This is a genomic window from Pseudomonas sp. Fl5BN2 (genome assembly GCF_009908205.1).
GTDB lineage: Bacteria > Pseudomonadota > Gammaproteobacteria > Pseudomonadales > Pseudomonadaceae > Aquipseudomonas.
This window is the reverse complement of the sequence record NZ_JAAARL010000011.1, coordinates 50,469-72,163: the sequence shown is the minus strand read 5'-3', so window position 1 is coordinate 72,163 and position 21,695 is coordinate 50,469. Positions and strand designations below refer to the sequence as shown.

At 60.0% G+C, this 21,695-nt stretch carries 25 protein-coding genes; 11 read left to right on the top strand and 14 right to left on the bottom strand.

Features of this window, described 5'->3' with window-relative positions:
* Positions 1-16: 16 nt before the first annotated feature.
* The 4 genes from modC to GV819_RS16825 all read right to left on the bottom strand — a co-directional run bounded on the left by modC (position 17) and on the right by GV819_RS16825 (position 3,791).
* Positions 17-1,099 (bottom strand): molybdenum ABC transporter ATP-binding protein, encoded by a 1,083-nt coding sequence (gene modC / locus GV819_RS16840; RefSeq protein ID WP_161757185.1) that lies wholly within the window; start codon positions 1,097-1,099, stop codon positions 17-19.
* Between the two features lie 4 nt (positions 1,100-1,103).
* Complete coding sequence (gene modB / locus GV819_RS16835) at positions 1,104-1,784, bottom strand: molybdate ABC transporter permease subunit (RefSeq protein ID WP_161757184.1); 681 nt, start codon at positions 1,782-1,784, stop codon at positions 1,104-1,106.
* Entirely contained in the window at positions 1,785-2,552 is a 768-nt protein-coding gene (gene modA, locus GV819_RS16830; RefSeq protein WP_161757183.1) for a molybdate ABC transporter substrate-binding protein, read from the bottom strand.
* 174 nt (positions 2,553-2,726) lie between these two features.
* Positions 2,727-3,791, bottom strand: coding sequence for an NAD(P)H-dependent flavin oxidoreductase (locus tag GV819_RS16825; protein WP_161757182.1), 1,065 nt, complete (start codon positions 3,789-3,791; stop codon positions 2,727-2,729).
* A 214-nt stretch (positions 3,792-4,005) separates the two neighbouring features.
* On the opposite strand from GV819_RS16825, the gene GV819_RS16820 reads away from it, so the two are divergent.
* On the top strand, positions 4,006-4,494 hold the full coding sequence (locus GV819_RS16820) for a GyrI-like domain-containing protein (RefSeq protein ID WP_161757181.1): 489 nt from the start codon (positions 4,006-4,008) through the stop codon (positions 4,492-4,494).
* Here the strand turns inward: GV819_RS16820 and ada are convergent.
* From ada to GV819_RS16800, 5 genes are all read right to left on the bottom strand, one after another.
* The gene (gene ada, locus GV819_RS16815; RefSeq protein WP_161757180.1) at positions 4,458-5,531 is read right to left on the bottom strand and encodes a bifunctional DNA-binding transcriptional regulator/O6-methylguanine-DNA methyltransferase Ada; all 1,074 of its coding nucleotides are present in this window, start codon (positions 5,529-5,531) and stop codon (positions 4,458-4,460) included. The two genes, GV819_RS16820 and ada, sit on opposite strands and share 37 nt — an antisense overlap.
* An 85-nt stretch (positions 5,532-5,616) precedes the next feature.
* Positions 5,617-6,297: a DNA oxidative demethylase AlkB gene (gene alkB / locus GV819_RS16810; protein WP_161757179.1), complete on the bottom strand. Its 681-nt coding sequence runs from the start codon at positions 6,295-6,297 to the stop codon at positions 5,617-5,619.
* Entirely contained in the window at positions 6,287-7,003 is a 717-nt protein-coding gene (locus tag GV819_RS16805; protein ID WP_161757178.1) for a 2OG-Fe(II) oxygenase, read from the bottom strand. Before GV819_RS16805 ends, alkB begins: the two co-directional genes overlap by 11 nt.
* A 105-nt stretch (positions 7,004-7,108) precedes the next feature.
* On the bottom strand, positions 7,109-7,279 hold the full coding sequence (locus GV819_RS32945) for a hypothetical protein (protein ID WP_368668904.1): 171 nt from the start codon (positions 7,277-7,279) through the stop codon (positions 7,109-7,111).
* A gap of 32 nt (positions 7,280-7,311) precedes the next feature.
* Entirely contained in the window at positions 7,312-7,614 is a 303-nt protein-coding gene (locus GV819_RS16800) for a DUF1883 domain-containing protein (RefSeq protein ID WP_161757177.1), read from the bottom strand.
* 210 nt (positions 7,615-7,824) lie between these two features.
* Here GV819_RS16800 and GV819_RS16795 point away from each other — a divergent pair, with 210 nt between their 5' ends.
* From GV819_RS16795 to GV819_RS16780, 4 genes are all read left to right on the top strand, one after another.
* A complete protein-coding gene (locus GV819_RS16795; protein WP_161757329.1) occupies positions 7,825-8,175 on the top strand; it encodes a hypothetical protein in 351 nt (116 codons plus the stop codon).
* 220 nt (positions 8,176-8,395) lie between these two features.
* Positions 8,396-9,046, top strand: coding sequence for a c-type cytochrome (locus GV819_RS16790; protein WP_161757176.1), 651 nt, complete (start codon positions 8,396-8,398; stop codon positions 9,044-9,046).
* Positions 9,043-9,963 (top strand): c-type cytochrome, encoded by a 921-nt coding sequence (locus tag GV819_RS16785; RefSeq protein WP_161757175.1) that lies wholly within the window; start codon positions 9,043-9,045, stop codon positions 9,961-9,963. Before GV819_RS16790 ends, GV819_RS16785 begins: the two co-directional genes overlap by 4 nt.
* A gap of 69 nt (positions 9,964-10,032) precedes the next feature.
* On the top strand, positions 10,033-10,263 hold the full coding sequence (locus GV819_RS16780) for a hypothetical protein (protein ID WP_161757174.1): 231 nt from the start codon (positions 10,033-10,035) through the stop codon (positions 10,261-10,263).
* 14 nt (positions 10,264-10,277) lie between these two features.
* Here the strand turns inward: GV819_RS16780 and GV819_RS16775 are convergent, their stop codons facing one another.
* On the bottom strand, positions 10,278-10,559 hold the full coding sequence (locus GV819_RS16775; RefSeq protein ID WP_161757173.1) for a hypothetical protein: 282 nt from the start codon (positions 10,557-10,559) through the stop codon (positions 10,278-10,280).
* A 476-nt stretch (positions 10,560-11,035) separates the two neighbouring features.
* On the opposite strand from GV819_RS16775, the gene galU reads away from it, so the two are divergent.
* Both galU and gorA read left to right on the top strand, forming a co-directional pair.
* Positions 11,036-11,875 (top strand): UTP--glucose-1-phosphate uridylyltransferase GalU, encoded by an 840-nt coding sequence (gene galU / locus GV819_RS16770; protein WP_161757172.1) that lies wholly within the window; start codon positions 11,036-11,038, stop codon positions 11,873-11,875.
* 132 nt (positions 11,876-12,007) lie between these two features.
* The gene (gene gorA, locus GV819_RS16765; RefSeq protein ID WP_161757171.1) at positions 12,008-13,366 is read left to right on the top strand and encodes a glutathione-disulfide reductase; all 1,359 of its coding nucleotides are present in this window, start codon (positions 12,008-12,010) and stop codon (positions 13,364-13,366) included.
* On the opposite strand, the gene GV819_RS16760 is transcribed toward gorA, so the two are convergent.
* The gene (locus GV819_RS16760) at positions 13,367-14,374 is read right to left on the bottom strand and encodes a DNA-binding protein (RefSeq protein ID WP_161757170.1); all 1,008 of its coding nucleotides are present in this window, start codon (positions 14,372-14,374) and stop codon (positions 13,367-13,369) included.
* Between the two features lie 180 nt (positions 14,375-14,554).
* Here GV819_RS16760 and GV819_RS16755 point away from each other — a divergent pair, with 180 nt between their 5' ends.
* The 3 genes from GV819_RS16755 (at position 14,555) to ahpF (ending at position 17,897) form a co-directional block, all read left to right on the top strand.
* Positions 14,555-15,493, top strand: a complete 939-nt coding sequence (locus GV819_RS16755) for a site-specific integrase (protein WP_161757169.1) — start codon at positions 14,555-14,557, stop codon at positions 15,491-15,493.
* A 150-nt stretch (positions 15,494-15,643) separates the two neighbouring features.
* A complete protein-coding gene (ahpC, locus tag GV819_RS16750; RefSeq protein WP_011061677.1) occupies positions 15,644-16,207 on the top strand; it encodes an alkyl hydroperoxide reductase subunit C in 564 nt (187 codons plus the stop codon).
* Positions 16,208-16,331: 124 nt separating this feature from the next.
* Positions 16,332-17,897 (top strand): alkyl hydroperoxide reductase subunit F, encoded by a 1,566-nt coding sequence (gene ahpF / locus GV819_RS16745; protein WP_161757168.1) that lies wholly within the window; start codon positions 16,332-16,334, stop codon positions 17,895-17,897.
* 93 nt (positions 17,898-17,990) lie between these two features.
* Here the strand turns inward: ahpF and gloA are convergent, their stop codons facing one another.
* The gene (gene gloA / locus GV819_RS16740) at positions 17,991-18,512 is read right to left on the bottom strand and encodes a lactoylglutathione lyase (RefSeq protein ID WP_161757167.1); all 522 of its coding nucleotides are present in this window, start codon (positions 18,510-18,512) and stop codon (positions 17,991-17,993) included.
* A gap of 199 nt (positions 18,513-18,711) precedes the next feature.
* On the opposite strand from gloA, the gene GV819_RS16735 reads away from it, so the two are divergent.
* Entirely contained in the window at positions 18,712-19,239 is a 528-nt protein-coding gene (locus tag GV819_RS16735) for a DUF4946 domain-containing protein (protein WP_161757166.1), read from the top strand.
* 253 nt (positions 19,240-19,492) lie between these two features.
* Here GV819_RS16735 and GV819_RS16730 read toward each other — a convergent pair whose 3' ends face one another.
* Together GV819_RS16730 and GV819_RS16725 are read right to left on the bottom strand one after the other, a co-directional pair.
* Positions 19,493-19,858, bottom strand: coding sequence for a histone-like nucleoid-structuring protein, MvaT/MvaU family (locus GV819_RS16730; protein ID WP_161757328.1), 366 nt, complete (start codon positions 19,856-19,858; stop codon positions 19,493-19,495).
* Between the two features lie 243 nt (positions 19,859-20,101).
* The gene (locus GV819_RS16725; protein ID WP_161757165.1) at positions 20,102-21,640 is read right to left on the bottom strand and encodes an EAL domain-containing protein; all 1,539 of its coding nucleotides are present in this window, start codon (positions 21,638-21,640) and stop codon (positions 20,102-20,104) included.
* Between the last annotated feature and the right edge of the window lie 55 nt (positions 21,641-21,695).

The following is a 21,695-nucleotide window of genomic DNA, read 5'->3' as shown; positions in this document are numbered from 1 at the left end:
ACAAGGGGCGATGTGTTTACGCGAGGACCGCCACCGCCTTGATCTGGGCCCAGAGCCGTTGGCCGGGATGCAGCTTGAGCTGGTCCCGGGAGTAGCGGGTGATACGCGCCAGCAATGGCGTGCCGGCGGCGTCCAGGCGTACCAGCACATGGGCGGCGTTGTCCGCCGGGATCTCGTCGCTGACCGTCACTGGCAGGCGGTTGAGGATGCTGCTGTGTTCACTGGCTTGCAGGCTCAGGCTGACGTCCCGGGCCTGGACCTTGAAGCGCAGGGACTTGCCTAGCGCCACGGGCCCATGGGCCACACGTATGTTCAGCTCGCTGCCAGGCAGTTGCAGGGCCAGCAATTGGTAGGCCTCGTCGTAGTGGCTGACCTGCCCCTCGACCACCACGCCGGCGTCATCACCCAGGGCCAGAGGCAGGTCCAGGCGTGCCAGGGTTTCGCCGATGGGGCCGCTGGCCAGCGCCCGGCCGTCGCTGAGCAGGACGATGTGGTCGGCCAGGCGCGCCACCTCATCCTGGGAATGACTGACGTACAACACCGGGATGTCCAGTTCGTCGTGCAGGCGTTCCAGATAGGGCAGGATTTCACTTTTGCGTTTTGAGTCCAGGGCTGCCAGGGGCTCATCCATCAGCAGCAATCGCGGACTGGTGAGCAGGGCTCGGGCGATGCCGATGCGCTGGCGTTCACCGCCCGAAAGGTGTTGCGGATGGCGTTGCAGCAAGTGGCCGATTCCCAGCAGCTCGGTGGCTTGGGCCATGTCCACCCGACGTTGTGCCCTGGGGATGCGGCGCAGGCCGAATTCCAGGTTGGCCTGTACGGACAAATGCGTAAACAGGCTGGCTTCCTGGAAGACATAACCCAGGGAGCGCTTGTGAGGCGGGACGAAGAGCTTGCGCTGGCTGTCTTGCCAGACTTCGTCGTTGACCTGGATCCGCCCGCGTCCGGCTGTTTCCAGGCCGGCGATGCAGCGCAGGCAGGTGGTCTTGCCCGAGCCCGAGTGGCCATACAGCGCAGTGACGCCGCGCCCCGGCAGTTGCAGATCGAGGTCCAGGGCGAAGTCGTGGTAGCCCAGCTGCAGTTTGACCTGAATACTCATCGACTCAGCTCCAGCCGGCTTTGGTCTTGCGGCTGGAGTACAGCGCCAGCAGCACCAGGAACGAGAACACCAGCATGGCTCCGGCCAGCCAATGGGCCTGGGCGTATTCCATGGCCTCGACGTGGTCGTAGATCTGCACTGAGACCACCCGGGTCTTGTTGGGGATGTTGCCGCCGATCATCAGTACCACGCCGAACTCGCCGACGGTGTGGGCGAAACCGAGGATCGAAGCGGTGATGAAGCCCGGCCGTGCCAGGGGCAGGATCACCGTGAAGAAGGTGTCCCAGGGATTGGCACGCAAGGTGGCGGCCACTTCCAGCGGGCGGCTGCCAATGGCGGAAAAGGCGTTCTGCAGCGGTTGCACCACAAACGGCATGGAGTAGATCACTGAACCCAGCACCAGGCCGCTGAAGCTGAAGGTCAGGGTGCCCAGCCCCAGGGACTGGGTGAGCTGGCCAAAGAAACCGTTGGGCCCGAGGGCCAGCAGCAAGTAGAAACCGATCACCGTGGGTGGCAGTACCAAGGGCAAGGCCACCACGGCGCCGATCGGGCCGCGCAGCCAGGAGCGGGTGCGCGACAGCCACAAGGCAATCGGAGTGCCGATGACCAGCAGGATCAACGTCGTCAGGGACGCCAGTTTCAGGGTCAGCCAGATGGCGGAAAAATCGGCACTCGACAGGCTCATTTACAGTTGGTAGCCGTAGGATTTGATGATCGCGGCGGCTTTTGGCCCCTTGAGGTAGTCAACCAGTGCCTTGGCGGCCGGATTGTCCTTGCCCTTGTTGAGGATCACGGCGTCCTGCTTGATCGGGTCATGCATCTGGGCAGGGACGATCCAGGCCGAGCCGCCGCTGACTTTGCCGTCCTTGTAGATTTGCGACAGGGCGACAAAGCCCAGTTCGGCGTTGCCGGTGGAGACGAACTGATAGGCCTGGGTGATGTTCTGGCCTTCAACGATCTTGTCCTTGACCTTATCGGTCAGGCCCAGCTTGGCCAGGACCTGGGTGGCGGCCAGGCCATAAGGCGCGGCCTTCGGGTTGGCGATGGACAGGTGCTGGTACTGGTTGTCCTTGAGCACCTGGCCTTGGCTGTCGACGTAACCGTCCTTGGCCGACCACAGGGCCAGGGTGCCGATGGCGTAGGTGAAGCGCGAGCCCTTGACGATGTCACCTTCGCTTTCGAGTTTTTGCGGGGTGCTGTCGTCGGCAGAGAGGAAGACTTCGAACGGCGCGCCATTCTTGATCTGGGTGTAGAACTGCCCGGTAGCGCCGTAGGCCGCCACCAGCTTGTGCCCGGTGTCTTTTTCGAAGTCGGCGGCGATTGCCTGGATCGGTGCCGTGAAGTTGGCGGCTACCGCCACTTGGACTTCATCGGCCTGGGCCGAGCCGAAGGCGAATAGGGCAAGCAGGGTAGCGAGGCAAGTCGGGGCAAAACCTGAGGCGCGAAGGTTCATCAAACAGCTCCATGGGGGAAAGGAAGCGTTGGGCAGTGAGTTATTGGAAGGAGGCTGCACCAAGGCGAGGGGGAATCGCTGTATATCGGAATATATAGCGAATTGCCGATGAACGGAACTCTGTTGCCGGCCTTCGTTGCAGGTGGCCGCGAGCGCCTTCGCGGCCACCTTGAATCAGCGTCTGCGCAGTTGCGCCAGGGCCTGTTCGGCCAGGCGCAGGGTCAGCTCGTAGCTCGGCAGCTCGACCCCCAGGCGCAATGCTTGCCCGGACCACAGATTGGCAAAGTCTGCCTCATCCTTGGCCCGCAGCGGCATCAGCGCGCCGCCGGCCCGGGGGAAGGCCGGAGCCAGTGGGCTGATGGGGCCGATTTCGCGCATCACCCGGTTGATGATGCCCCGGGCCGGGCGTCCGGTGAACAGGTTGGTCAGCGCGGTCTCGCTTTCCTTGGCGTTGCGCAGGGCCCGGTGATGGGCGGCACTGATTTTGGCTTCCGGAGTGAACAGGTAGGCAGTACCCAGTTGGGCTGCCGATGCGCCCAGGGCCAGCGCTGCGACAATGCCCCGGGCATCGCCGATACCGCCGGCGGCGATGACCGGCACGTTCACCGCATCGACGACCTGCGGCACCAGGGCCAGGGTGCCGACCTGGCTGTTGAGGTCATCGCTGAGGAAGATCGCCCGGTGGCCGCCGGCTTCGTAGCCCATGGCGATGATCGCGTCGCAACCACGCTCTTGCAGCCACAGGGCTTCATCAACGGTGCTGGCCGAGGACAGAATCTTGGCCCCGGTGGCCTTGACCCGGGCCAGTAACGTCGGTTCCGGCAGGCCGAAGTGAAAGCTCACCACCTCGGGCCGCAGCTCCTCCACCAACAGACAGCTGCTTTCATCGAAGGGCGCACGGGCGCTGACCGGGGTCGGTGCGTCGAAGTCGGCTCCCAGTTCGCGGTAATAGGGTTCCAGGGCGTTCTTCCAGCGGGTTTCCAGCTCGCTATCGACGGGCTGCGGCTGGTGACAGAAGAAGTTCAGGTTCAGCGGGTTGTGGGTGGCCGAACGGATGGCCTGCACTTCCTGGCGAATCTGCTCGGGGCTGAGCATGGCGCAGGGCAGGGAGCCCAGGGCGCCGGCTTGGGAGGCGCCGATCACCATGGCGGAGCCGGTGGCCCCGGCCATCGGTGCTTGAATGATCGGCAGTTCGATGCCCAGCAGATCGAGAAGGCGGCTATCAGTCCATTGGCTCATTTGAAATTACCCTCCGACGGCAGAATGAGACGGTGCAGCGCAGGGTTTTATCAGGAGAGGGCGGCTCAAGGCCAGCTGACTTTGCCCGGCCAGGCTAAAAAGAACGGCGGTTTGCCATTGACGGAAAGGGTCGCAGGGTAGCTGTCGGCAGCCCCCGTGTAGCGCTAGACTGCGGCGGATATTCTCACTCATTGCTGCATAAGGAAGGCTGACCATGGATGTAAAACTGCGCGAAGTGCTGCCTTTCAGCGTTGCAGGATTGCAAGTGCGTACCCGCAATGCGGCAGAGCAACAGGCGGACAGCGCGAAGATCGGGCCGATGTGGCAGCGTTTCTACATCGAGGACCTGTACGACAAGATCGCGCCCAGGCAGGCGGACTCTTTCGTCTATGGCGTCTACTCGAATTACGAATCCGACGCTTCCGGGCACTTCGATGTAACCGCTGGTGCGGCTGTAGAGGGTTCCTGCGCCGATTATCCTAATGTCGACATCCAGGGCGGCGACTACCTGATGTTCAGCGCCAAGGGCGCAATGCCCGATTGCGTGATCCAGACCTGGGGCCTGATCTGGGCCTATTTCCAGGACAACCCGCAGGTTCGCCGGGCCTTCGCCACTGATTTCGAGGTCTATACCAGCGCTGATTCGGTGGCGATCTACATTGGCGTTCAGCCTTCGGACGCGCTTTCCCGTTCCAGCAACTGACGTTTGCGTTCCACACCCCAGCGGTAGCCCGAAAGGTTACCGTCGCTGCGTACCACGCGGTGGCAGGGAATTGCCACTGCCAGGCTGTTGGCGGCACAGGCCTGGGCTACGGCACGCATGGCCTTGGGCGCGCCGATGCGCTGGGCGATCTCGGCGTAGCTGGCGGTGCTGCCGGCGGGAATGCTCCTCAGGGCCTGCCATACCCGTTCCTGGAATGCCGTGCCACGCAGGTCCAGGGGCAGGTCCAGGCCAATCGCCGGGGCCTCGATAAAACCCACCACCTGGGCGATCAAGCGTTCGAAGTCAGCATCGGCACCGATCAGGTTGCCCCGGGAGAATTTGTCCTGCAGTTGTTCCACCAGCTGGTTTGGATCGTCTCCCAGAAGGATGGCGCAGACCCCTCGGTCGCTCTGGGCTACCAGGATCGCTCCCAATGAACACTGGCCCACGGCAAAGCGGATATCGGTGTTATGACCTCCGGCGCGGTAGTCGCTGGGCTTCATGCCCAGCACCTGGTCCGCCGATTCGTAGAAGCGGCTGTTGGAGTTGAAACCCGCATCGTACAAGGCGTCGGTTACCGAGTGGCCGCGCTCCAGATGCGAACGGACCTTGCGTGAGCGCTGAGCGTTGGCGTAACCCCGAGGAGTCAGGCCGGTGGCGGCCTTGAACACTCGGTGGAAGTGATAGCTGCTGATGCCGGCGTGCTGCGCCAGTTGCTCGAGGCTGGGGGGCGTCTCGGCGTTCTCGATCTGTCGGCAAGCGGCTGCTACTAGCGCCGCATGTTGTGCCGCGACCTGGGTCTGATCGCTGGCCTGGCGCTTGCTCGGGCGATAGCCCGCCGCCTCGGCCTGTTCGGCATTGTCGAAGAACTCGACGTTTTGTGCCTTCGGCAGGCGCGACAGGCTGCTGGGGCGACAGTACACGCCGGTGGTCCTGACGCCGTAGACAAAAGTCCCGTCGGCGCTGGCGTCGCGCTTGAGCACGGCTTGCCAGCGGGGATCCTGTTCGATGCGGTGTTTGCGCGACGGGGCATTCATGATTGTTACTCGGCAAGCAAGGGTGGCCAGCTTAGGCTGGCAGTGGCTGATTCGCACTCCGGGCCTTGCGGTTGAACTCTAGGTTTCAGCCAGCCAGGCGAAATGTCAGGTTGATCCGCTGCTGGCCCAGTTGGGGATGATTGCCGTCCTTGAGCGGCAGCACCCCGTGATAACGCAGGCGATCCACGCCACCCCAGACCACCACATCACCGTGCAGCAGCGGCACGCGCTGGCTCTGGTCGCTGCGCTGCTGGCCGCCGAACAGAAAGATCGCCGGCAGGCCCAGGGACAAGGACACGATGGGGGCGTTGAAGTCGTGCTCGTTCTTGTCCTGGTGCAGGGACATCTTCGCGCCGGGTCGGTAGCAATTGATCAGGCAGGAGTCGGGGGTGAACCGGCTGAAGCCTGCGGCATCCGCTGCGGCCTCGGCCAGTTGCCGAAACACTTCGGGCATCGCCGGCCAGGGCCGCAGGCTCTGTGGGTCGATCCGGCTGTAGCGATAACCACTGCGGTCGGTGGTCCAGCCCCATTGTCCGCAACTGCTCAGCCCCACCGACATGCTGAAGCCGCCCGGCGTCACCATATGGCGAAACGGCGCTGCCGCCAGTACCTCGTCGAGTCTTGGCAGCAGGCGCTCGATCCAGGGCAGGGCAAACCCGCGCAGCACCCAGGCCTGAGGCCCCAGCGCGTCGCTGCGTGCTGGCTGCTGTAGGTCGCTTTCGCTGAACAGTCCGAGGCTGGAAGGCTCGGTATCGCTACAACGCATCGTGAAAAATCACTCCAAGGGTGTGGCGCCGGCCACTGAGTATGCGGCTGACACCATGGCGCAGGGTCACTCGATAGGGGCCGCGGGAACCGCTGACCGGTCGATGATGCACGGCGAATATCAGCCCATCACCCTGCTTCAGACCAATGACCTGAGGCCGTGATTGCATGCGTGGGCGTTGCTCGGTGAGCACCAGTTCGCCGCCGGTGAAATCCGTCCCAGGTTGCGACAACAAGAAGGCCGCCTGCAAGGGAAACACATGCTCGCCGTACAGGTCCTGATGCAGGCAGTTGTAATCCTCGGCGCCGTATTGCAGCAACAGTGGCGTGGGGCGTTGCTGTCCGGCGGCATGGCAGCGCTGGAGGAACGCCGGATGTTGCGCCGGGTAGCGTATATCGATGTGCATCGCCTGGTTCCAGCGGTTGGCCTGGTTTACCAGGCGCCGATAGAGCAACTGGCGCAACTCGGCCACCAGGTCCGGCAGCGGGTAGCGAAAGTACTGATATTCGCCGCGACCGAAACCATGGCGGGCCATGATCACTTTCGAACGGAACAGCTCGGGGTGCTGATACAGCTGGCTCATGGACTGGCATTCATCCACGCTCAGCAGGCCTTCGAGACGGGCGCAGCCGTCCTGGTCGAGGGCCTGCTCGATGCCTCCCCAATCCAGCTGTTGCAGGCGATCATGTAGCGAGAGTGCGGGCATGGCACGGGTGTCCTGGACAAGAAGCAATCCTGGCCAGTCTAGGTGCCAGGTGTCTGGTGAACACTCCGTTGCTTGCGCTTGAATCTGCCCCGAGTGGCGGACGCTTTACAGGGCCTTGCTGACGCTGACTTCGCTGATGACATCGCCGGATTGGCCATGCAGCGCTTCGAGGGCGGCCAGGGCTTCTTCCTGGGTGCCGGTTTCGAGTTGGGCGAATTCGAAGCGGCGCTCACCGTTGAGTTTGTATTTGATGACGTACTTGGTGGTGTGGGGCACGGGGATACCTGTTGTCGCGAAGAGGCTGGGGCTTAGCGCAGTTTCGAGCTGGAGCGCCGGATGATGCGGATCGAGTGCGTCAGGTTCGGCTTGCGAGTCACGCTGATGGGACGACGGTTGACGGTGTCGATGGTGATATTCCAGAAACCGGTGCTCGGTGCCGTGATCTTCGCCGGGAACTGGTCGAAAGCCCCGCCGTGATAGGTATGGCGGCCGCCGTTCTTGAAGCTGCGGAAGTTGGCATCGTTCATCAGACGAATGTTGCAGACCTGGGAGCATTCGATGACGACGATATCGTCTTCGTTCAGGTGCTCGCGCTGGTGGATGAATTTCATGGGCGCCTCCAGAAGGGCTATATCTACAAAAGCAAAAAACGTTTGCGTGGGCGATGGCGGAGTTTATCAGGCCCAAAGGGTTATTATTCGAACCCGGTGTCGGGCTTTGACAATTTAAAACAGTTATTTGGATTTTTATCGGCGATAAAGCCGGGCCTCCGGAGAAAAACAGCGCCTTTGCTGTCGGAAGGACTTTATTGGAGATTTCATATGAAACGGTGGGTATGGATTCTGGCCTTGGCAATCAGTGGCTGTGCGACTGTCTCGGACATCGACCAGACGCCGCCGACGCTGAGTGTCATTTCTGGCAAAAAGCCTCAGGAATACGTCACCTGCTTGACCGGGAAGCTCGCCGACAGCCGTGGCGCATTGCAAGTCGAGCCGCATAAAGATGGCTATCGAGTGATTGTTCCGCAGAGCCTGTCACCAGCTCCGGCGGCGGTCTTCTACATTGAAGGGCGCTCTAGTGGCAGCAGCATCAAGTTGCATGAGCAGATGTCCAACAACCCTTTGCGTCCTCAGGATGTGCGCAAGGCCGCAGAGGCGTGCATCTCTGGTTGAGTCCTGAAGCAATAGCACTGCCCCGAGCCTGCTGACGTACCGATCTTGAATGGGGGGTGTGTCAGCAGGCTTTTTGCTGCCCTGGAGAAACATTGCATTCAACGGCTTTCATTCAATGTAAAAGCGCCAATTTCGCGTTGTCGCCGTGGATCAATTGACCTACTATTTGTGTGCTTATATCAACTAGGTCTAAGCATATAACTAGAATAATGGAGTTCATATGATCCCACTGGATCGAATGCTATTGAGTGGCCTGATGCTGCTGTTTGTGCAAACTGCCCATGCCGTGGACGGGCAGAAAATCTTCACCCAGGGCGGCGCCCAGCCGGGTGCGACGGCCTGCCTGGCCTGCCATGGTGCGGATGGCATGGGCCTGGCGCCCGCCGGTTTTCCGCGTCTTGCCGGGCTGCCGGCGGCCTACCTCAGCAAGCAGTTGCACGACTTTCGCAGCGGTGCCCGCACCAGCCCGGTCATGCAACCTCTGGCCAAAGCCCTGAGTGAAGACGAAATCACTGCGGTGACCACTGCCCTGGCAGCCATGCCCGGGCCGAAAACCGCAACGGTCAGCCGCAGCCAGGCGGCCACCGGCGTCGGTGAGCGTTTGGCATTGCGCGGTGCCTGGGAGCGGCAGATTCCCGAGTGCGTCAGTTGCCACGGCCCTGGCGGCGTGGGTGTTGGCGAGGCCTTTCCGCCGCTGGCCGGCCAGCCTGCCACTTACCTGGTGGCGCAGTTGAACGCCTGGCGCGAGGGCAGCCGGCACAATGACCCCAATGACCTGATGGGGCATATCGCCAAATCCCTGAGTGCCGAAGAAGTTGCCGCAGTGGCGGATTACTTCGCGAGCTTGAATCAACCGGAGGCGCGACCATGAAACCATTGATTGCAGGGGCGCTGATGGCGTTGCTCGCGGTTCAGGTGCAGGCAGCCACCATCGTCATGGAAGATCAGTCGCAGATTCCGGCGCCAAATGCTCCCGCGCATGCCGACTACTTCAAGCCGCCGGCCGAGAGCGAGTTGCCGGACAACGCCTATGGCAAGTTGGTACGTGAGGGGCATGCGTTGTTTGTCGACACCAAGCGCCGAGCGCCACAGTACGTGGGCAACGGGCTCAACTGCAGTAACTGCCACCTTGATCAGGGGCGTTTGGCCAACTCCGCGCCGCTCTGGGGCGCTTACCCGATGTACCCCGCATATCGCAAGAAGAACGACAGGGTGAATACCTTTGCCGAGCGCCTGCAGGGCTGCTTCCAGTTCAGCATGAACGGTGGTAAGCCGCCGGCGGCAGACAGCCCGGAAATTACTGCGTTGTCGGTGTATGCCTATTGGCTGGCGAGCAAGGCGCCGCTGGGCGTGGAGTTGCCTGGGCGCGGTTATCCCGATGTGGCGCAGCCTGCCAAGGGCTACGACCTGAAACAGGGTGGCGCGGTGTATCAGGCGCAGTGCGCGGTTTGTCATGGCGAGCAAGGCCAGGGGCAGAAGGTGGGAGCGGATTACGTGATGCCGCCACTCTGGGGCAAGGATTCCTACAACTGGGGGGCGGGAATGCATCGGATCAACACCGCCGCGTCCTTTATCAAGCACAACATGCCGTTGGGCAAAGGGGGCAGCTTGAGTGATCAGCAGGCATGGGACGTGGCGGCCTTCGTCAACAGCCATGAGCGACCTCAGGATCCGCGCCTGGTGGAAGGCTCGATCGAGAAGACCCGCGTCAAGTTTCACGCCAATGACGGGGTGAATTTATACGGTCAGACGGTAGAAGGCGTGCTGATAGGCCAGGGCATCCGATAAACTGTCGCCTATCGTCAACGATGCCGCCCAGGCTTGCGCTTTGGCGGCGTCGTCTTTTTTGGAGAAAGCATGAAGCGGGAACACGTCAGGGAAAAGCATGCAGAGGGCTCGATCTCTGCCACCCATGTGATTCAGAACCCGGCCAATTCGGGGGAATGGATTGTGTTCTTCAAGAAAAGCGCTGGGCGCAGCTACTTCTTGGTGGATGAGAGCGACGAGGTGGAATCCTTTTCCCGTCTTGACGACCTGATCGAAACCATTCGCGGCCTGGGGATCAAGTTCGCCGAAATTCACATGTAGCGGGTGTTCGCCCTCTACTTGCAGACCACCACCACGCTACGACTTTTATAGTTGCCAACGTCGACTCCCAGGGTTTTGTCGCTCTCCTTGGGGGAGGGCGTGCCTTGGGTGCTGACGATCCGATAGCCGGTACCGGCGCAGGATGCCTCGGCTTTTTCGTAGCAACTGGCCCAGGAGCCGGCTTCTCCGGAGCAGTCGATGCTCAGGCCTGGCTCGCCGTTGGCCAGGTAGGTATTGGACGCGGTAGCGCATCCGCTCAGGGCCAGCACCGCAGTGACGGTGAGAAGTCTGTTCATGGGGGATTTCATCATCTTGGAGGAGGAAGCATTGGGGTCTGTCATCTAGTTGGCGATGCTATAGCCATTGGCCATTTCGGTACAGTGCATCACCTTAGTCAGCGGTGACTGCTGAAAAGTGCCGTGACCCCGGTGGCGCGGCACTTTGTCGGTGGCATTCTGGCCGCACCTTGTGCCCTGGGGAGTGCCATCAGTGGCAACAGGGATATAGCCTGAAAAACTACTTGAAAGGCTACTTTGCAAGCCTCTTCGAGGCGCGCCCTTGAGCCATTGGCGCGAGCGTACAGGCGCTGGTTTAAGGGGGCTGCGGCGTTTTGAAGGTTTACGCCGCAGGCTATCTGGTGGATGCTGCGGAACTATCTTGAGCTTTATTTCTCTATGATGGCAGCGGTTAGCTAGCGGGGGGCATTGTAAGGTGCACGCCGCCTGATTAGACTGCGCCGAAACTTGTACGCACAGCCTTTTTAAGGACTCATATGATCAAGAAATGCTTGTTCCCAGCAGCCGGTTACGGTACTCGCTTCCTGCCAGCGACTAAAGCCATGCCTAAAGAAATGCTGCCGGTGGTGAACAAGCCACTGATCCAGTACGGCGTTGAAGAAGCGCTGGATGCTGGATTGACTGAAATCTCCATCGTGACCGGGCGTGGCAAACGCGCCCTCGAAGACCACTTCGACATCAGTTACGAGCTGGAAAACCAGATCAAGGGCACCGACAAGGAAAAATACCTGGTCGGTATCCGCAAGCTGTTGGATGAGTGCTCGTTCTCCTACACCCGTCAGACCGAGATGAAAGGCCTGGGTCACGCGATCCTGACCGGTCGTCCGCTGATCGGTGACGAACCGTTCGCAGTAGTCCTGGCTGACGACCTGTGTGTGAACCTGGAGGGCGACGGCGTCCTGACCCAGATGGTCAAGCTGTACAAGCAGTACCGCTGCACCATCGTTGCGATCCAGGAAGTTGATCCGCAGGAAACCAACAAGTACGGCGTGATCGCTGGTGACTTGATTGGCGACGACCTTTACCGTGTGCGTAACATGGTCGAGAAGCCAAAGCCGGAAGATGCACCGTCGAACCTGGCGATCATTGGTCGTTACATTCTGACGCCGGACATCTTCAGCCTGATCGAGCAGACCGAGCCAGGCAAGGGTGGTGAAATCCAGATTACCGACGCCCTGATGAAACAGGCGCAGGACGGTTGCGTGATTGCCTACAAGTTCAAAGGCCAGCGTTTCGACTGCGGTGGCGCCGAAGGCTACATCGAAGCGACCAACTTCTGTTTCGAGCACTTCTACAAGACCGGCAAGGCTTACTGATAGTCGCTGCACGGGTTTGTCGGGAAAAGCCACCTTCGGGTGGCTTTTTCATTTGTCGCCCTTATGTCCATCCTCTGCGCTGACCCGATCGCCATCTGCGGTTATGCTTGTCAGCCTGCCTGGGAGAGTGAAATGGCCTACGATTTTGATCTTTATGTAATTGGCGCCGGTTCCGGTGGTGTGCGTTGCGCGCGATTCGCCGCAGGCTTCGGGGCGAAAGTCGCGGTTGCCGAAAGCCGCTATCTGGGTGGTACCTGTGTCAACGTTGGTTGCGTGCCAAAAAAACTCTTGGTGTACGGTGCCCACTTTGCCGAGGACTTCGAACAGGCCTCAGGTTTTGGCTGGTCGCTGGGTGAGGCGAACTTTGACTGGGCGACCCTGATTGGCAACAAGGATCGCGAAATCAATCGCCTCAACGGCATCTACCGCAATCTGCTGGTCAACAGCGGCGTGACCTTGCATGAGGGGCATGCCAGGTTGATCGATCCGCATCAGGTGGAGGTCAATGGCCAGCGTTACACCGCCAAGCACATTCTGATTGCTACTGGCGGCTGGCCGCAGATCCCGGATATTCCGGGGCGCGAGCATGCCATCAGTTCCAATGAGGCGTTCTTCCTCAAAGAGTTGCCTGGGCGTGTTCTGGTGGTGGGTGGTGGTTATATCGCGGTGGAGTTTGCCGGGATTTTCCATGGTCTGGGTGCGAAGACGCAGCTGCTGTATCGCGGTGATCTGTTTCTGAGGGGCTTTGATAGTGCGGTACGCAAGCACTTGCAGGAAGAGCTGACCAAGCGTGGCCTGGGGCTGCAATTCAATGCTGATATCGAGCGCATCGACAAGCAGGCTGATGGCAGCCTTGAAGTCACCCTCAAGGATGGCCGTAAGCTGTTGGCGGATTGCGTGTTCTACGCCACCGGCCGCCGGCCGATGCTCGACAACCTGGGGCTGGAGAACACCGGGGTCAAGCTCGACAAGCGTGGTTTTGTTGAGGTGGACGACCAGTACCAGAGCAGCGAACCGTCGATCCTGGCGATTGGCGATGTGATCGGTCGCGTCCAGTTGACGCCTGTGGCCCTGGCTGAAGGCATGGCGGTTGCTCGACGCCTGTTCAAGCCCGAGCAGTATCGTCCAGTGGATTACCAGATGATCCCGACGGCGGTCTTCAGTTTGCCGAACATTGGCACTGTTGGCCTTACCGAGGAACAGGCGCGTGAGGCGGGGCACAGGGTACAGATTTTCGAAAGCCGTTTCCGGCCGATGAAGCTGACCCTGACCGATTGCCAGGAGCGTACCCTGATGAAGCTGGTGGTGGATGCCGACAGCGACAAGGTGCTGGGCTGCCATATGGTCGGCCCGGACGCCGGGGAAATCGTTCAGGGCCTGGCGATTGCCCTGAAGGCAGGGGCGACCAAGCGCGACTTCGACGAAACCATCGGTGTGCATCCGACGGCCGCCGAAGAGTTCGTCACCATGCGGACCCCTGTCGCGGACTGATCACGAGTCCGCTGTTGCGTCTGGCTGGGCGTTGCTTATGGCAGCCAGGCGCAGCGCCTCAAGGCCGGTCTCGGCCTTGGTGGCGCGCAACTCCAGCTCCTTGCTCAGCCGGGTCTGTTGATCGGCCCTTTGCTTGAGTGTCTGAATTTCTTCTGAAGCTACGCGCAAGCGTTCCTGGAGTAGGGTGTTCTCGCTGTCCTGGCGAGCCAGCTGCTCGCTGAGTCGTGCCTGCTGGGCGGCGCTTTTGCTCGCGCCATCCTGGGTTTGTTTCAGCTCTTTATGGGTGGCCCGCTGTTCGCTGAGCAGGCGTTCGTTGTCGCGATGCAGTTGGGTGATTTCATCCTGGCGCAGCAGCGCGCTCTGCTGGGCCTGACGTAACTCCATCTGCGCCTGCTGCAATTGCCCTTCGTGACGGCGCTGTTCCTGTTCGCGCTGTTCCTTGCTGGCGGCGCGGTAATGTTCCAGGGCGTCCCGGGCGTGCAGGTGCTTTTCCTCCAGGGAGCGGATCTGCTGCTCCTTGTCTTCCAGGCGCAGGTGGCAGTCCTTGAGTGCCTGGTTGATTTCGGCGTTGCGGGTCTGCTCGCTCTGCAGCATGGAGCGGGTGTTTTGCAGTGCCGTGCTTTCACCCGCCAGGGCGCTGGCCTGGATCTGCAGTTGCCGTTGCAGCTGATCTTCGTTGCGCCGAGCTTCATTCAGCACTTGTTCCAGGGCCTGCTTCTGCTCTTCGAAGTGGGCGAGGGCCTGTTCCAGAGGCTCCTGGGCTTGCTCCTGCAGGCGTTGGGCCAGTCGTCCCACCAGCTCGCCCAATTCTTCGTCCAGCGCTACCGGCCCTGCGTCGCGGCGGGAGGTGCCGTCGTCGAGTTCTTTCAGGTAGCGGTGGATGGTGGTTTTCGAGCCGGTATTGCCCATTTCTATGCGTACGGCATCGATGCTGGGGTGTTCGCCGCGGGCAAGAATGGCTTGGCGCGCCTTCTTTACTACTGCCTTGTTTATGCCTCCACGAGCCATGCATCCTCCGACGATTTAGTACTGTGTTACGTGGTATGTAATTACTGATAATTGTACAGGAGGGTTCGAGCTTTCGATAGCAAGAATATAACCTGGGATATACTGGTATTACCCCGTGTCATAGCCTTCAATGGCTACTTTCGCCCATTCCCGCCCTGTACCTGCCTGAGTCGAGTCTCCATGAGTGAGCTGGATCGTTATCTGCAAGCCGCCACCCGCGACAACACCCGTCGCAGCTATCGGGCGGCAATCGAGCATTTCGAGGTGCATTGGGGCGGGTTCCTGCCGGCGACGGCGGACAGCGTGGCGCGCTATCTCGCAACCTATGCCGGGACGTTGTCGATCAACACCTTGAAGTTGCGCCTCTCGGCCCTGGCCCAGTGGCACAACAGCCAGGGCTTTGCCGATCCGACCAAGGCCCCGGTGGTGCGGCAGGTGTTCAAGGGTATTCGTGCGGTGCACCCGGTTCAGGAGAAGCAGGCCGAACCGTTGCAACTGCAGCACCTGGAGCAGGTGATTGCCTGGCTCGATGGGGAGGCCGCGACTGCCAGCGACGAGGGTCGTCAGGCCGACTGGCTGCGGGCCCGGCGTGACCGGGCGCTGATCCTGCTGGGATTCTGGCGCGGGTTTCGCAGTGATGAGCTGTGCCGCCTGCAGATCGAACACGTGCAGGCCAACGCCGGTTCCGGCATTAGCCTCTATTTACCGCGCAGCAAGAGTGATCGCGAAAACCTTGGTCGGACCTTTCACACCCCGGCCTTGCAGCGCCTGTGTCCGGTGCAAGCCTATATCGAGTGGCTCAACAGTGCAGCGCTGGTCCGTGGTCCGGTGTTTCGCGGTATCGACCGCTGGGGGCACTTGAGTGAGCAGGGACTGCATGCCAACAGTGTGATTCCGCTGCTGCGCCAGGCCCTGGAGCGCGCCGGGATCGCCGCCGAGCACTACACCAGCCACTCGCTGCGTCGTGGTTTTGCCACCTGGGCCCATCGCAGCGGCTGGGACTTGAAGTCGCTGATGAGCTATGTCGGCTGGAAGGACCTTAAGTCCGCAATGCGTTACGTCGAAGCCAGTCCATTCATGGGCATGGCGCGGATAGACGAAAAGCCGGTTCGGCAGTAGATACAGGTTTCTTCTATTAATACTGTGGGCTGATAGCAAAGCTCTATCGAAGGCATCGGCTTTACCAATGAGCCAAGCGGCGAGTCATTGGCTAGGATTCTCCCCATCAAGTTTCACCCAACATTTTCAACCACTGATGGAGAGTCAACGATGCCTATCATCAACAGCCAAGTTAAACCATTCAAAGCTACCGCATTCAAAAACGGCGCATTCGTCGAAGTGTCGGACGCCGATCTGAAAGGCAAATGGTCTGTCGTGTTCTTCTACCCGGCTGACTTCACCTTCGTCTGCCCAACCGAGCTGGAAGACCTGGCCGACAACTACGCCGAATTCCAGAAACTGGGCGTTGAGATCTACAGCGTTTCCACCGACACCCACTTTGCTCACGCGGCCTGGCACAACACTTCGCCAGCCATCGGCAAGATCCAGTACACCATGATCGGCGACCCGACCCTGGCCATCTCCCGCAACTTCGACGTGCTGATCGAAGAAGCTGGCCTGGCTGACCGTGGCACGTTTGTGATCAACCCTGAAGGCCAGATCAAGATCGTTGAAATCAACGATGGCGGTGTAGGCCGTGACGCTTCCGAGCTGCTGCGCAAGATCAAGGCCGCTCAGTACGTCGCTGCTCACCCAGGCGAAGTCTGCCCAGCCAAGTGGAAAGAAGGCGAGGCCACCCTGGCTCCGTCCCTGGACCTGGTCGGCAAGATCTAAGTCCGTGAGTTATCCAAGGGCGGTCATCCGCACTTAAGTCAGCTGCACCGCCCTCAAATAACGCCCGGGCGAGATTCGCTCGGGCGTTGTTTTTTCTACCGAATCAAAACAGGAGATCGCCCGTATGTTGGACGCCAATCTTAAAGCTCAGTTGAAGTCATACCTGGAACGGGTCACCCAGCCGATCGAGATCGTCGCCTCTCTCGACGACGGTGCGAAATCCCAGGAAATGCTCGCGTTACTCAAAGATATCGTCAGCCTTTCCACACAGATTACCTTGCTCGACAACGGCACCGATGCGCGCAAGCCTTCGTTCTCGTTGAATCGCCCGGGCAGTGATATCAGCCTGCGTTTCGCTGGTATCCCCATGGGCCACGAATTTACCTCCTTGGTGCTGGCCCTGCTGCAAGTCGGCGGTCATCCATCCAAGGCCAGCGCTGAAGTGATCGAGCAGATCCGCTCGCTCAAGGGCGAGTTCAACTTCGAAACCTACTTCTCGTTGTCCTGCCAGAACTGCCCGGACGTGGTCCAGGCGCTGAACCTGATGGCAGTGCTCAACCCGAATATCCGCCACGTGGCCATCGACGGCGCGTTGTTCCAGGCCGAGGTCGACGAGCGCAAGGTCATGGCTGTGCCCAGCGTCTACCTCAACGGCGTGAACTTCGGTCAGGGGCGCATGGGCCTGGAAGAAATCCTGGCCAAGCTCGATACCGGTGCGACAGAGAAGCAGGCGCAGAAGCTCAATGCCAAACAGGCTTTTGACGTGTTGGTGGTCGGCGGTGGCCCTGCCGGCGCTTCGGCGGCCATCTATGCCGCGCGCAAGGGCATTCGCACCGGTGTTGCTGCCGAGCGCTTCGGCGGCCAGGTGCTGGACACCATGGCCATCGAGAACTTCGTTTCGGTACAAGAGACCGAGGGGCCGAAACTGGCTGCGGCGCTGGAAGCCCATGTCAAGCAGTACGACGTCGATATCATGAACCTGCAGCGCGCCAGTGCGCTGATACCGGCGAAGGAAGTCGGCGGGCTGCACGAGATCCGCTTCGAAAGCGGCGCCAGCCTCAAGGCCCGGTCGGTGATTCTGGCCACCGGTGCCCGCTGGCGTGAGATGGGCGTGCCGGGTGAGCAGGAATACAAGGCCAAGGGTGTGTGCTTCTGTCCGCACTGTGATGGTCCGCTGTTCAAGGGCAAGCGGGTGGCAGTGATTGGCGGCGGCAACTCCGGCGTCGAAGCGGCCATCGATCTGGCGGGTATCGTCAGCCATGTGACCTTGCTGGAGTTCGACAACAAGCTGCGCGCCGACGCTGTACTGCAACGCAAGTTGCACAGCCTGCCCAACGTCAAGGTGATTACCAGTGCCTTGACCAGCGAAGTGAAAGGCGATGGGCAGAAGGTCACTGGCCTGGTCTACAAGGACCGTGATTCAGGTGAGTTCCATACGGTCGACCTCGAAGGCATCTTCGTGCAGATCGGGCTGTTGCCCAACACCGACTGGCTCAAAGGTTCGGTCGAGCTGTCGCCTCGCGGCGAGATCATTGTCGATGCCCGTGGTGAGACTTCGTTGCCGGGTGTGTTCGCCGCCGGTGATGTCACCACCGTGCCATACAAGCAGATCGTGATTGCGGTAGGCGAGGGCGCCAAGGCTTCTCTCAGCGCCTTTGATCACTTGATCCGCACCTCCGCCCCGGCGTAATTTGCCTGGCGGAAAAACAAAACCCCATGAGCTTGGCTCATGGGGTTTTTTGTTGCCGCTCTTATAGGGACGGTCCCTACAGCAAGCCGGTTGTTACAGCGCAGTCGGCTGGATGATTTCAACCCAGTAGCCATCCGGGTCCTTGATGAAGGCCAGGCTCTTCATGCGACCATCGTTCAGGCGCTTCTGGAAGTCGCAGCCCAAGGCTTCGAAGCGTTCGCAGGCAGCAACGATATCCGGAACCGAGATGCAGATGTGACCGAAGCCACGCGGGTCGCTGTTGCCGTTGTGGTAGGCGAAGTCCGGGTCGTTCTCGGTGCCATGGTTATGGGTCAGTTCGAGAATGCCGGGGATCGATTTCATCCATTCGGTACGTGCTGCTGCATCTGCCGGGATCTGCGACTTATCCACTAGGGCCAGGAAGTACAGGCTGAACTCGGCTTCGGCGAAGTCGCGTTTTTCCACCAGGGAAAACCCCAGTACCCGGGTATAGAAATCCAGGGAGCGAGTGATGTCCTTGACGCGCAACATGGTGTGGTTGAACACGAAGCGGGCAGTGGCGGCGTCCGGTTGGGCGGTCACGCCAGGGAAAGTGTTGAGTTCGTTAAGGCTCATGGCCCCTCCAGAAAAAAGTGCCGCCAGGGCCGTTCGCAAGCACGAGCGGGCCCTTGGTCGGCAATGGTTCGGACATCCTTGGAATTGGCCAATGATACGCAAGTGGGCCGGATGGCGCCAAACCCAAAGCTCCTGATCTATTGCCCATTCCTGGCGCGGGGCTCAGACTTCAAGACCCGTTCCTTTAGTGTGCAGCAGTATGATCAAGTCGTTTAAAACCAGGGCCGCGGCCCTGATCCTGATGGCCTTGGCCGGTGTTGTGCAGGCCGATCCGCAAGTGACCTGGCCCGAGGGCTGGACAGTGGAGCCGGTGCCGCCCCAGGAGGCAGATCAGGCCGCCAAGGTTTCCCGGCAGCGCGCGGTAAAGAATGACGCTGCGGGTAATCCGCAGATGGTCATGGAATTGACCATGACCCAGGTCGATAGCGGGCATGTGGTCAATCTTCAGGGAGTGTTGCTGGAGATGCGCAAGTCAGTGCAGAAAGACTTTGCCCAAGGTGGCTATCAGAGTGTTTGTAACAAGATTCATGCTGCACAACTGAGTCGTCTCGAAGCTCTGGAGACCACTTGCACCATTACCCAGAATGGGCGACATGTGCTGTCGCAAACATTGGTAGCAGCTCTGGATGGGGATAAGGCTTATGTACTTTCATACGCAGGTCAGGCGGCCGCTTATGCGGACAGCAAGGATCAAGTACTCGCTGTACGAAATAGCCTTAAACTTTGAGGAAAATTCTGACGTGGTGGGTTTGCTTTCCGCGTATTTGCGGTTCGTTATCGAAAAGGCATTAGGTTCGAAGTTAGCCGAGAGAGCTGAGGTTATTGAAGTCGGGGCATGAGGCGTTGTTTCAACAGCGCTACGGTAGAGGAAGCATGCGATTTGCGCCGAATCTTGCCTTAGATTCAAGTCGTAATAAGAATATTCTTATCAATGTAAAAGGCCCTGCATATGCAGGGCCTTTTTCAGGTTGCGGCTTTGTTCAAGCGCGCAGCCAGGAATCCACAGTGGCGGCGCCGTACTGTTCTTTCCAGGCTTTCAGGCCGCGGTGATTGCCGCCTTTGGTTTCAATCAGTTCACCGGTGTGCGGGTTCTGATAGACCTTGACCACGCGCGCGCGGCGCTGTTTAGGTGCGTTGGCCTGTGGCAGGCCGGTTTTACCCAGGTTTGGATCAAGGATTGCAATGATGTCACGCAGGCTTTTGTCATAGGACTTCATCAGGGCCTGAAGTTTTTCTTCGAACTCGATTTCTTTCTTGAGTCCGGCGTCGTTCTTCAGGGATTCAAGCTGTGCGAGCTGTTCTTGAAGTGCTTTCTCTGCAGCACGAAATTCAGCAAGTCTGGACAATATCTTCACTCCAATAGTCTATTTTGGCTGATGCAAACCACAAACAAAGCTATAAGCCATGAGCCGGTTAAGGTTCGATTAAGTGGCCTACCTGTGAATCTTGTACAGGCATGAAAAATTGTAGTAGTTAATGCGCCAAGAGTAAATCAGGTTGTTCTTGTTTGAGCCAGTATTTGCCATTTGATGCACATGGATGCATGTCTCGAGTTGTGTCTCGAGCACTTTTTGTTCTGGTATGGCTATTTAATGGCGCGCTAGCGCCGCAACAAATTCCACGCTGGGCATAGGCCGTCCAAATAAATAACCCTGGAGGAAGTCAACACCTTGGGCCGCCAGGTAATCCCGCTGTTCGGGAGTTTCAATACCTTCGGCGACTATGCCCAGATCGAGTTTGGCCGAGAGTTCGATAATGCTGTCGAGTATATGCAGGGACAGTGCGTCGGCACCGATCATGGCAACGAAGCTCTGATCGATCTTCAAGTAGTCGACATTGAACTTGCGCAGGTAACCCAGGCTGGAGTGCCCGGTGCCAAAGTCATCCAGGGCGACCATCACCCCCATCTCGTGCAGGGCGGCAAACAGCTGCTGGGTGATTGCCGTGGGTTCGATCAGTTCGCGCTCGGTCAGCTCCAGCACCAGGATCACCTTGCCGGGCGGGAAGGCTGCGAGAAACTCTTGGCAATCCTCCAGCAACTGCAGGTCATGGCAGTGGCTGGCGGTGATATTGATGCCGATATGGAAGCCGTCGATGAAGTCCTTGGCGTGAGGGGCCAGCGCTTGCATGGTTTGCTGCATCAGTGACCGGGTCATTGGCACGATCAGCCCCGAGTGTTCGGCGAATGGGATGAACAGGTCCGGACGTACCAGGCCCTCTTTCGGGTGTTGCCAGCGCATCAGCACTTCAATGCCAGCCCATTGCAGGGTATCGCCGCGCACCACCGGCTGAAAATATGGAATGAACTCCCGGGCTTCCAGCGCCCGGCGCAGTTCATGGCTGGGTGAGGCGGAGCGTTTCTGCAGCCAGTGGGCGAGAACGCCAGCGCCGGCGCCTAGAAATACCAGCAGGCTGAACAGTGCCGGGTACTGGCTTTTCATGTATTTCCAGACGTCACCATCGGGAAACCCGGCACTGACGCTGTAGGGATAGCGCGATGAACTCAGGTGCTGGCTGGCCAGCGCTGCCAGGGGGGGCGCGCCATCGCGGACCTTGCCGTCACGGGACAGCCAATGCTCGCCCACCTGCAGTTGCAAATGAGCGAAGCGGCTGATCAGGCGCAAGGCGTTGGTCAAGTGATAGCCGTCGATGGTCGCCAGGGCTGCGCGCTCGCCTTCACTCCAGCGGTAGACCAGCAAGGCAGTGTCTGGGGTGACCGGGTTGCCGTTCATCAGCCAGAGGCGGCCGTCAACATAGTCCTCGGGATTGAGCGGGAACGCGGAGCGACCTAACAATGAACTGCAATAGTTGCTGTCACGCCACACCAGATTGGTCGAGCGCACGAATGGCCGGCGGGTAACCTGATCGCGTAGGGCCAGTTGTCGCACCTCATCGCAGTCCTGGCCCACCTGGGGCAGCAGCGCCCTGGCGGCGATGTCGGTGTTGTCCAGCATCAGGTCGAACTGGCGAATCGCCTCCTCGGCGGTTTCCAGGCTACTGCGCGTCAGCGCCCGTTCTGCCTGGGTGTAGAGGATGACGCTGCCCAGCCCGATGGGGAGCAGTATCGCCAGGAGTGTCCAGAATGTGCGGGTAGAGCGCTTCAGTGGACCTTTGGCGGTCAGGGGCATGGAACGAACCTGTGACGGGGGAGGGGCGTGACAACGTTTGGTCGCCGCCGCGGCT

Bases quoted from the DNA above. Each gene is read 5' to 3' on its own strand.
- GV819_RS16785 (WP_161757175.1), top strand. From the start codon at position 9,043: ATGAAACCATTGATTGCAGGGGCGCTGATGGCGTTGCTCGCGGTTCAG.
- GV819_RS16735 (WP_161757166.1), top strand. From the start codon at position 18,712: ATGATCAAGTCGTTTAAAACCAGGGCCGCGGCCCTGATCCTGATGGCC.
- gloA (WP_161757167.1), bottom strand. From the start codon at position 18,512: ATGAGCCTTAACGAACTCAACACTTTCCCTGGCGTGACCGCCCAACCG.
- GV819_RS16725 (WP_161757165.1), bottom strand. From the start codon at position 21,640: ATGCCCCTGACCGCCAAAGGTCCACTGAAGCGCTCTACCCGCACATTC.
- galU (WP_161757172.1), top strand. From the start codon at position 11,036: ATGATCAAGAAATGCTTGTTCCCAGCAGCCGGTTACGGTACTCGCTTC.
- ada (WP_161757180.1), bottom strand. From the start codon at position 5,531: ATGAATGCCCCGTCGCGCAAACACCGCATCGAACAGGATCCCCGCTGG.
- GV819_RS16825 (WP_161757182.1), bottom strand. From the start codon at position 3,791: ATGAGCCAATGGACTGATAGCCGCCTTCTCGATCTGCTGGGCATCGAA.
- GV819_RS16805 (WP_161757178.1), bottom strand. From the start codon at position 7,003: ATGCCCGCACTCTCGCTACATGATCGCCTGCAACAGCTGGATTGGGGA.
- ahpF (WP_161757168.1), top strand. From the start codon at position 16,332: ATGTTGGACGCCAATCTTAAAGCTCAGTTGAAGTCATACCTGGAACGG.
- modC (WP_161757185.1), bottom strand. From the start codon at position 1,099: ATGAGTATTCAGGTCAAACTGCAGCTGGGCTACCACGACTTCGCCCTG.
- GV819_RS16780 (WP_161757174.1), top strand. From the start codon at position 10,033: ATGAAGCGGGAACACGTCAGGGAAAAGCATGCAGAGGGCTCGATCTCT.
- ahpC (WP_011061677.1), top strand. From the start codon at position 15,644: ATGCCTATCATCAACAGCCAAGTTAAACCATTCAAAGCTACCGCATTC.
- GV819_RS16790 (WP_161757176.1), top strand. From the start codon at position 8,396: ATGATCCCACTGGATCGAATGCTATTGAGTGGCCTGATGCTGCTGTTT.
- alkB (WP_161757179.1), bottom strand. From the start codon at position 6,297: ATGCGTTGTAGCGATACCGAGCCTTCCAGCCTCGGACTGTTCAGCGAA.
- GV819_RS16800 (WP_161757177.1), bottom strand. From the start codon at position 7,614: ATGAAATTCATCCACCAGCGCGAGCACCTGAACGAAGACGATATCGTC.
- GV819_RS16795 (WP_161757329.1), top strand. From the start codon at position 7,825: ATGAAACGGTGGGTATGGATTCTGGCCTTGGCAATCAGTGGCTGTGCG.
- GV819_RS16760 (WP_161757170.1), bottom strand. From the start codon at position 14,374: ATGGCTCGTGGAGGCATAAACAAGGCAGTAGTAAAGAAGGCGCGCCAA.
- modB (WP_161757184.1), bottom strand. From the start codon at position 1,784: ATGAGCCTGTCGAGTGCCGATTTTTCCGCCATCTGGCTGACCCTGAAA.
- GV819_RS16755 (WP_161757169.1), top strand. From the start codon at position 14,555: ATGAGTGAGCTGGATCGTTATCTGCAAGCCGCCACCCGCGACAACACC.
- modA (WP_161757183.1), bottom strand. From the start codon at position 2,552: ATGAACCTTCGCGCCTCAGGTTTTGCCCCGACTTGCCTCGCTACCCTG.
- GV819_RS16820 (WP_161757181.1), top strand. From the start codon at position 4,006: ATGGATGTAAAACTGCGCGAAGTGCTGCCTTTCAGCGTTGCAGGATTG.
- gorA (WP_161757171.1), top strand. From the start codon at position 12,008: ATGGCCTACGATTTTGATCTTTATGTAATTGGCGCCGGTTCCGGTGGT.
- GV819_RS16775 (WP_161757173.1), bottom strand. From the start codon at position 10,559: ATGAACAGACTTCTCACCGTCACTGCGGTGCTGGCCCTGAGCGGATGC.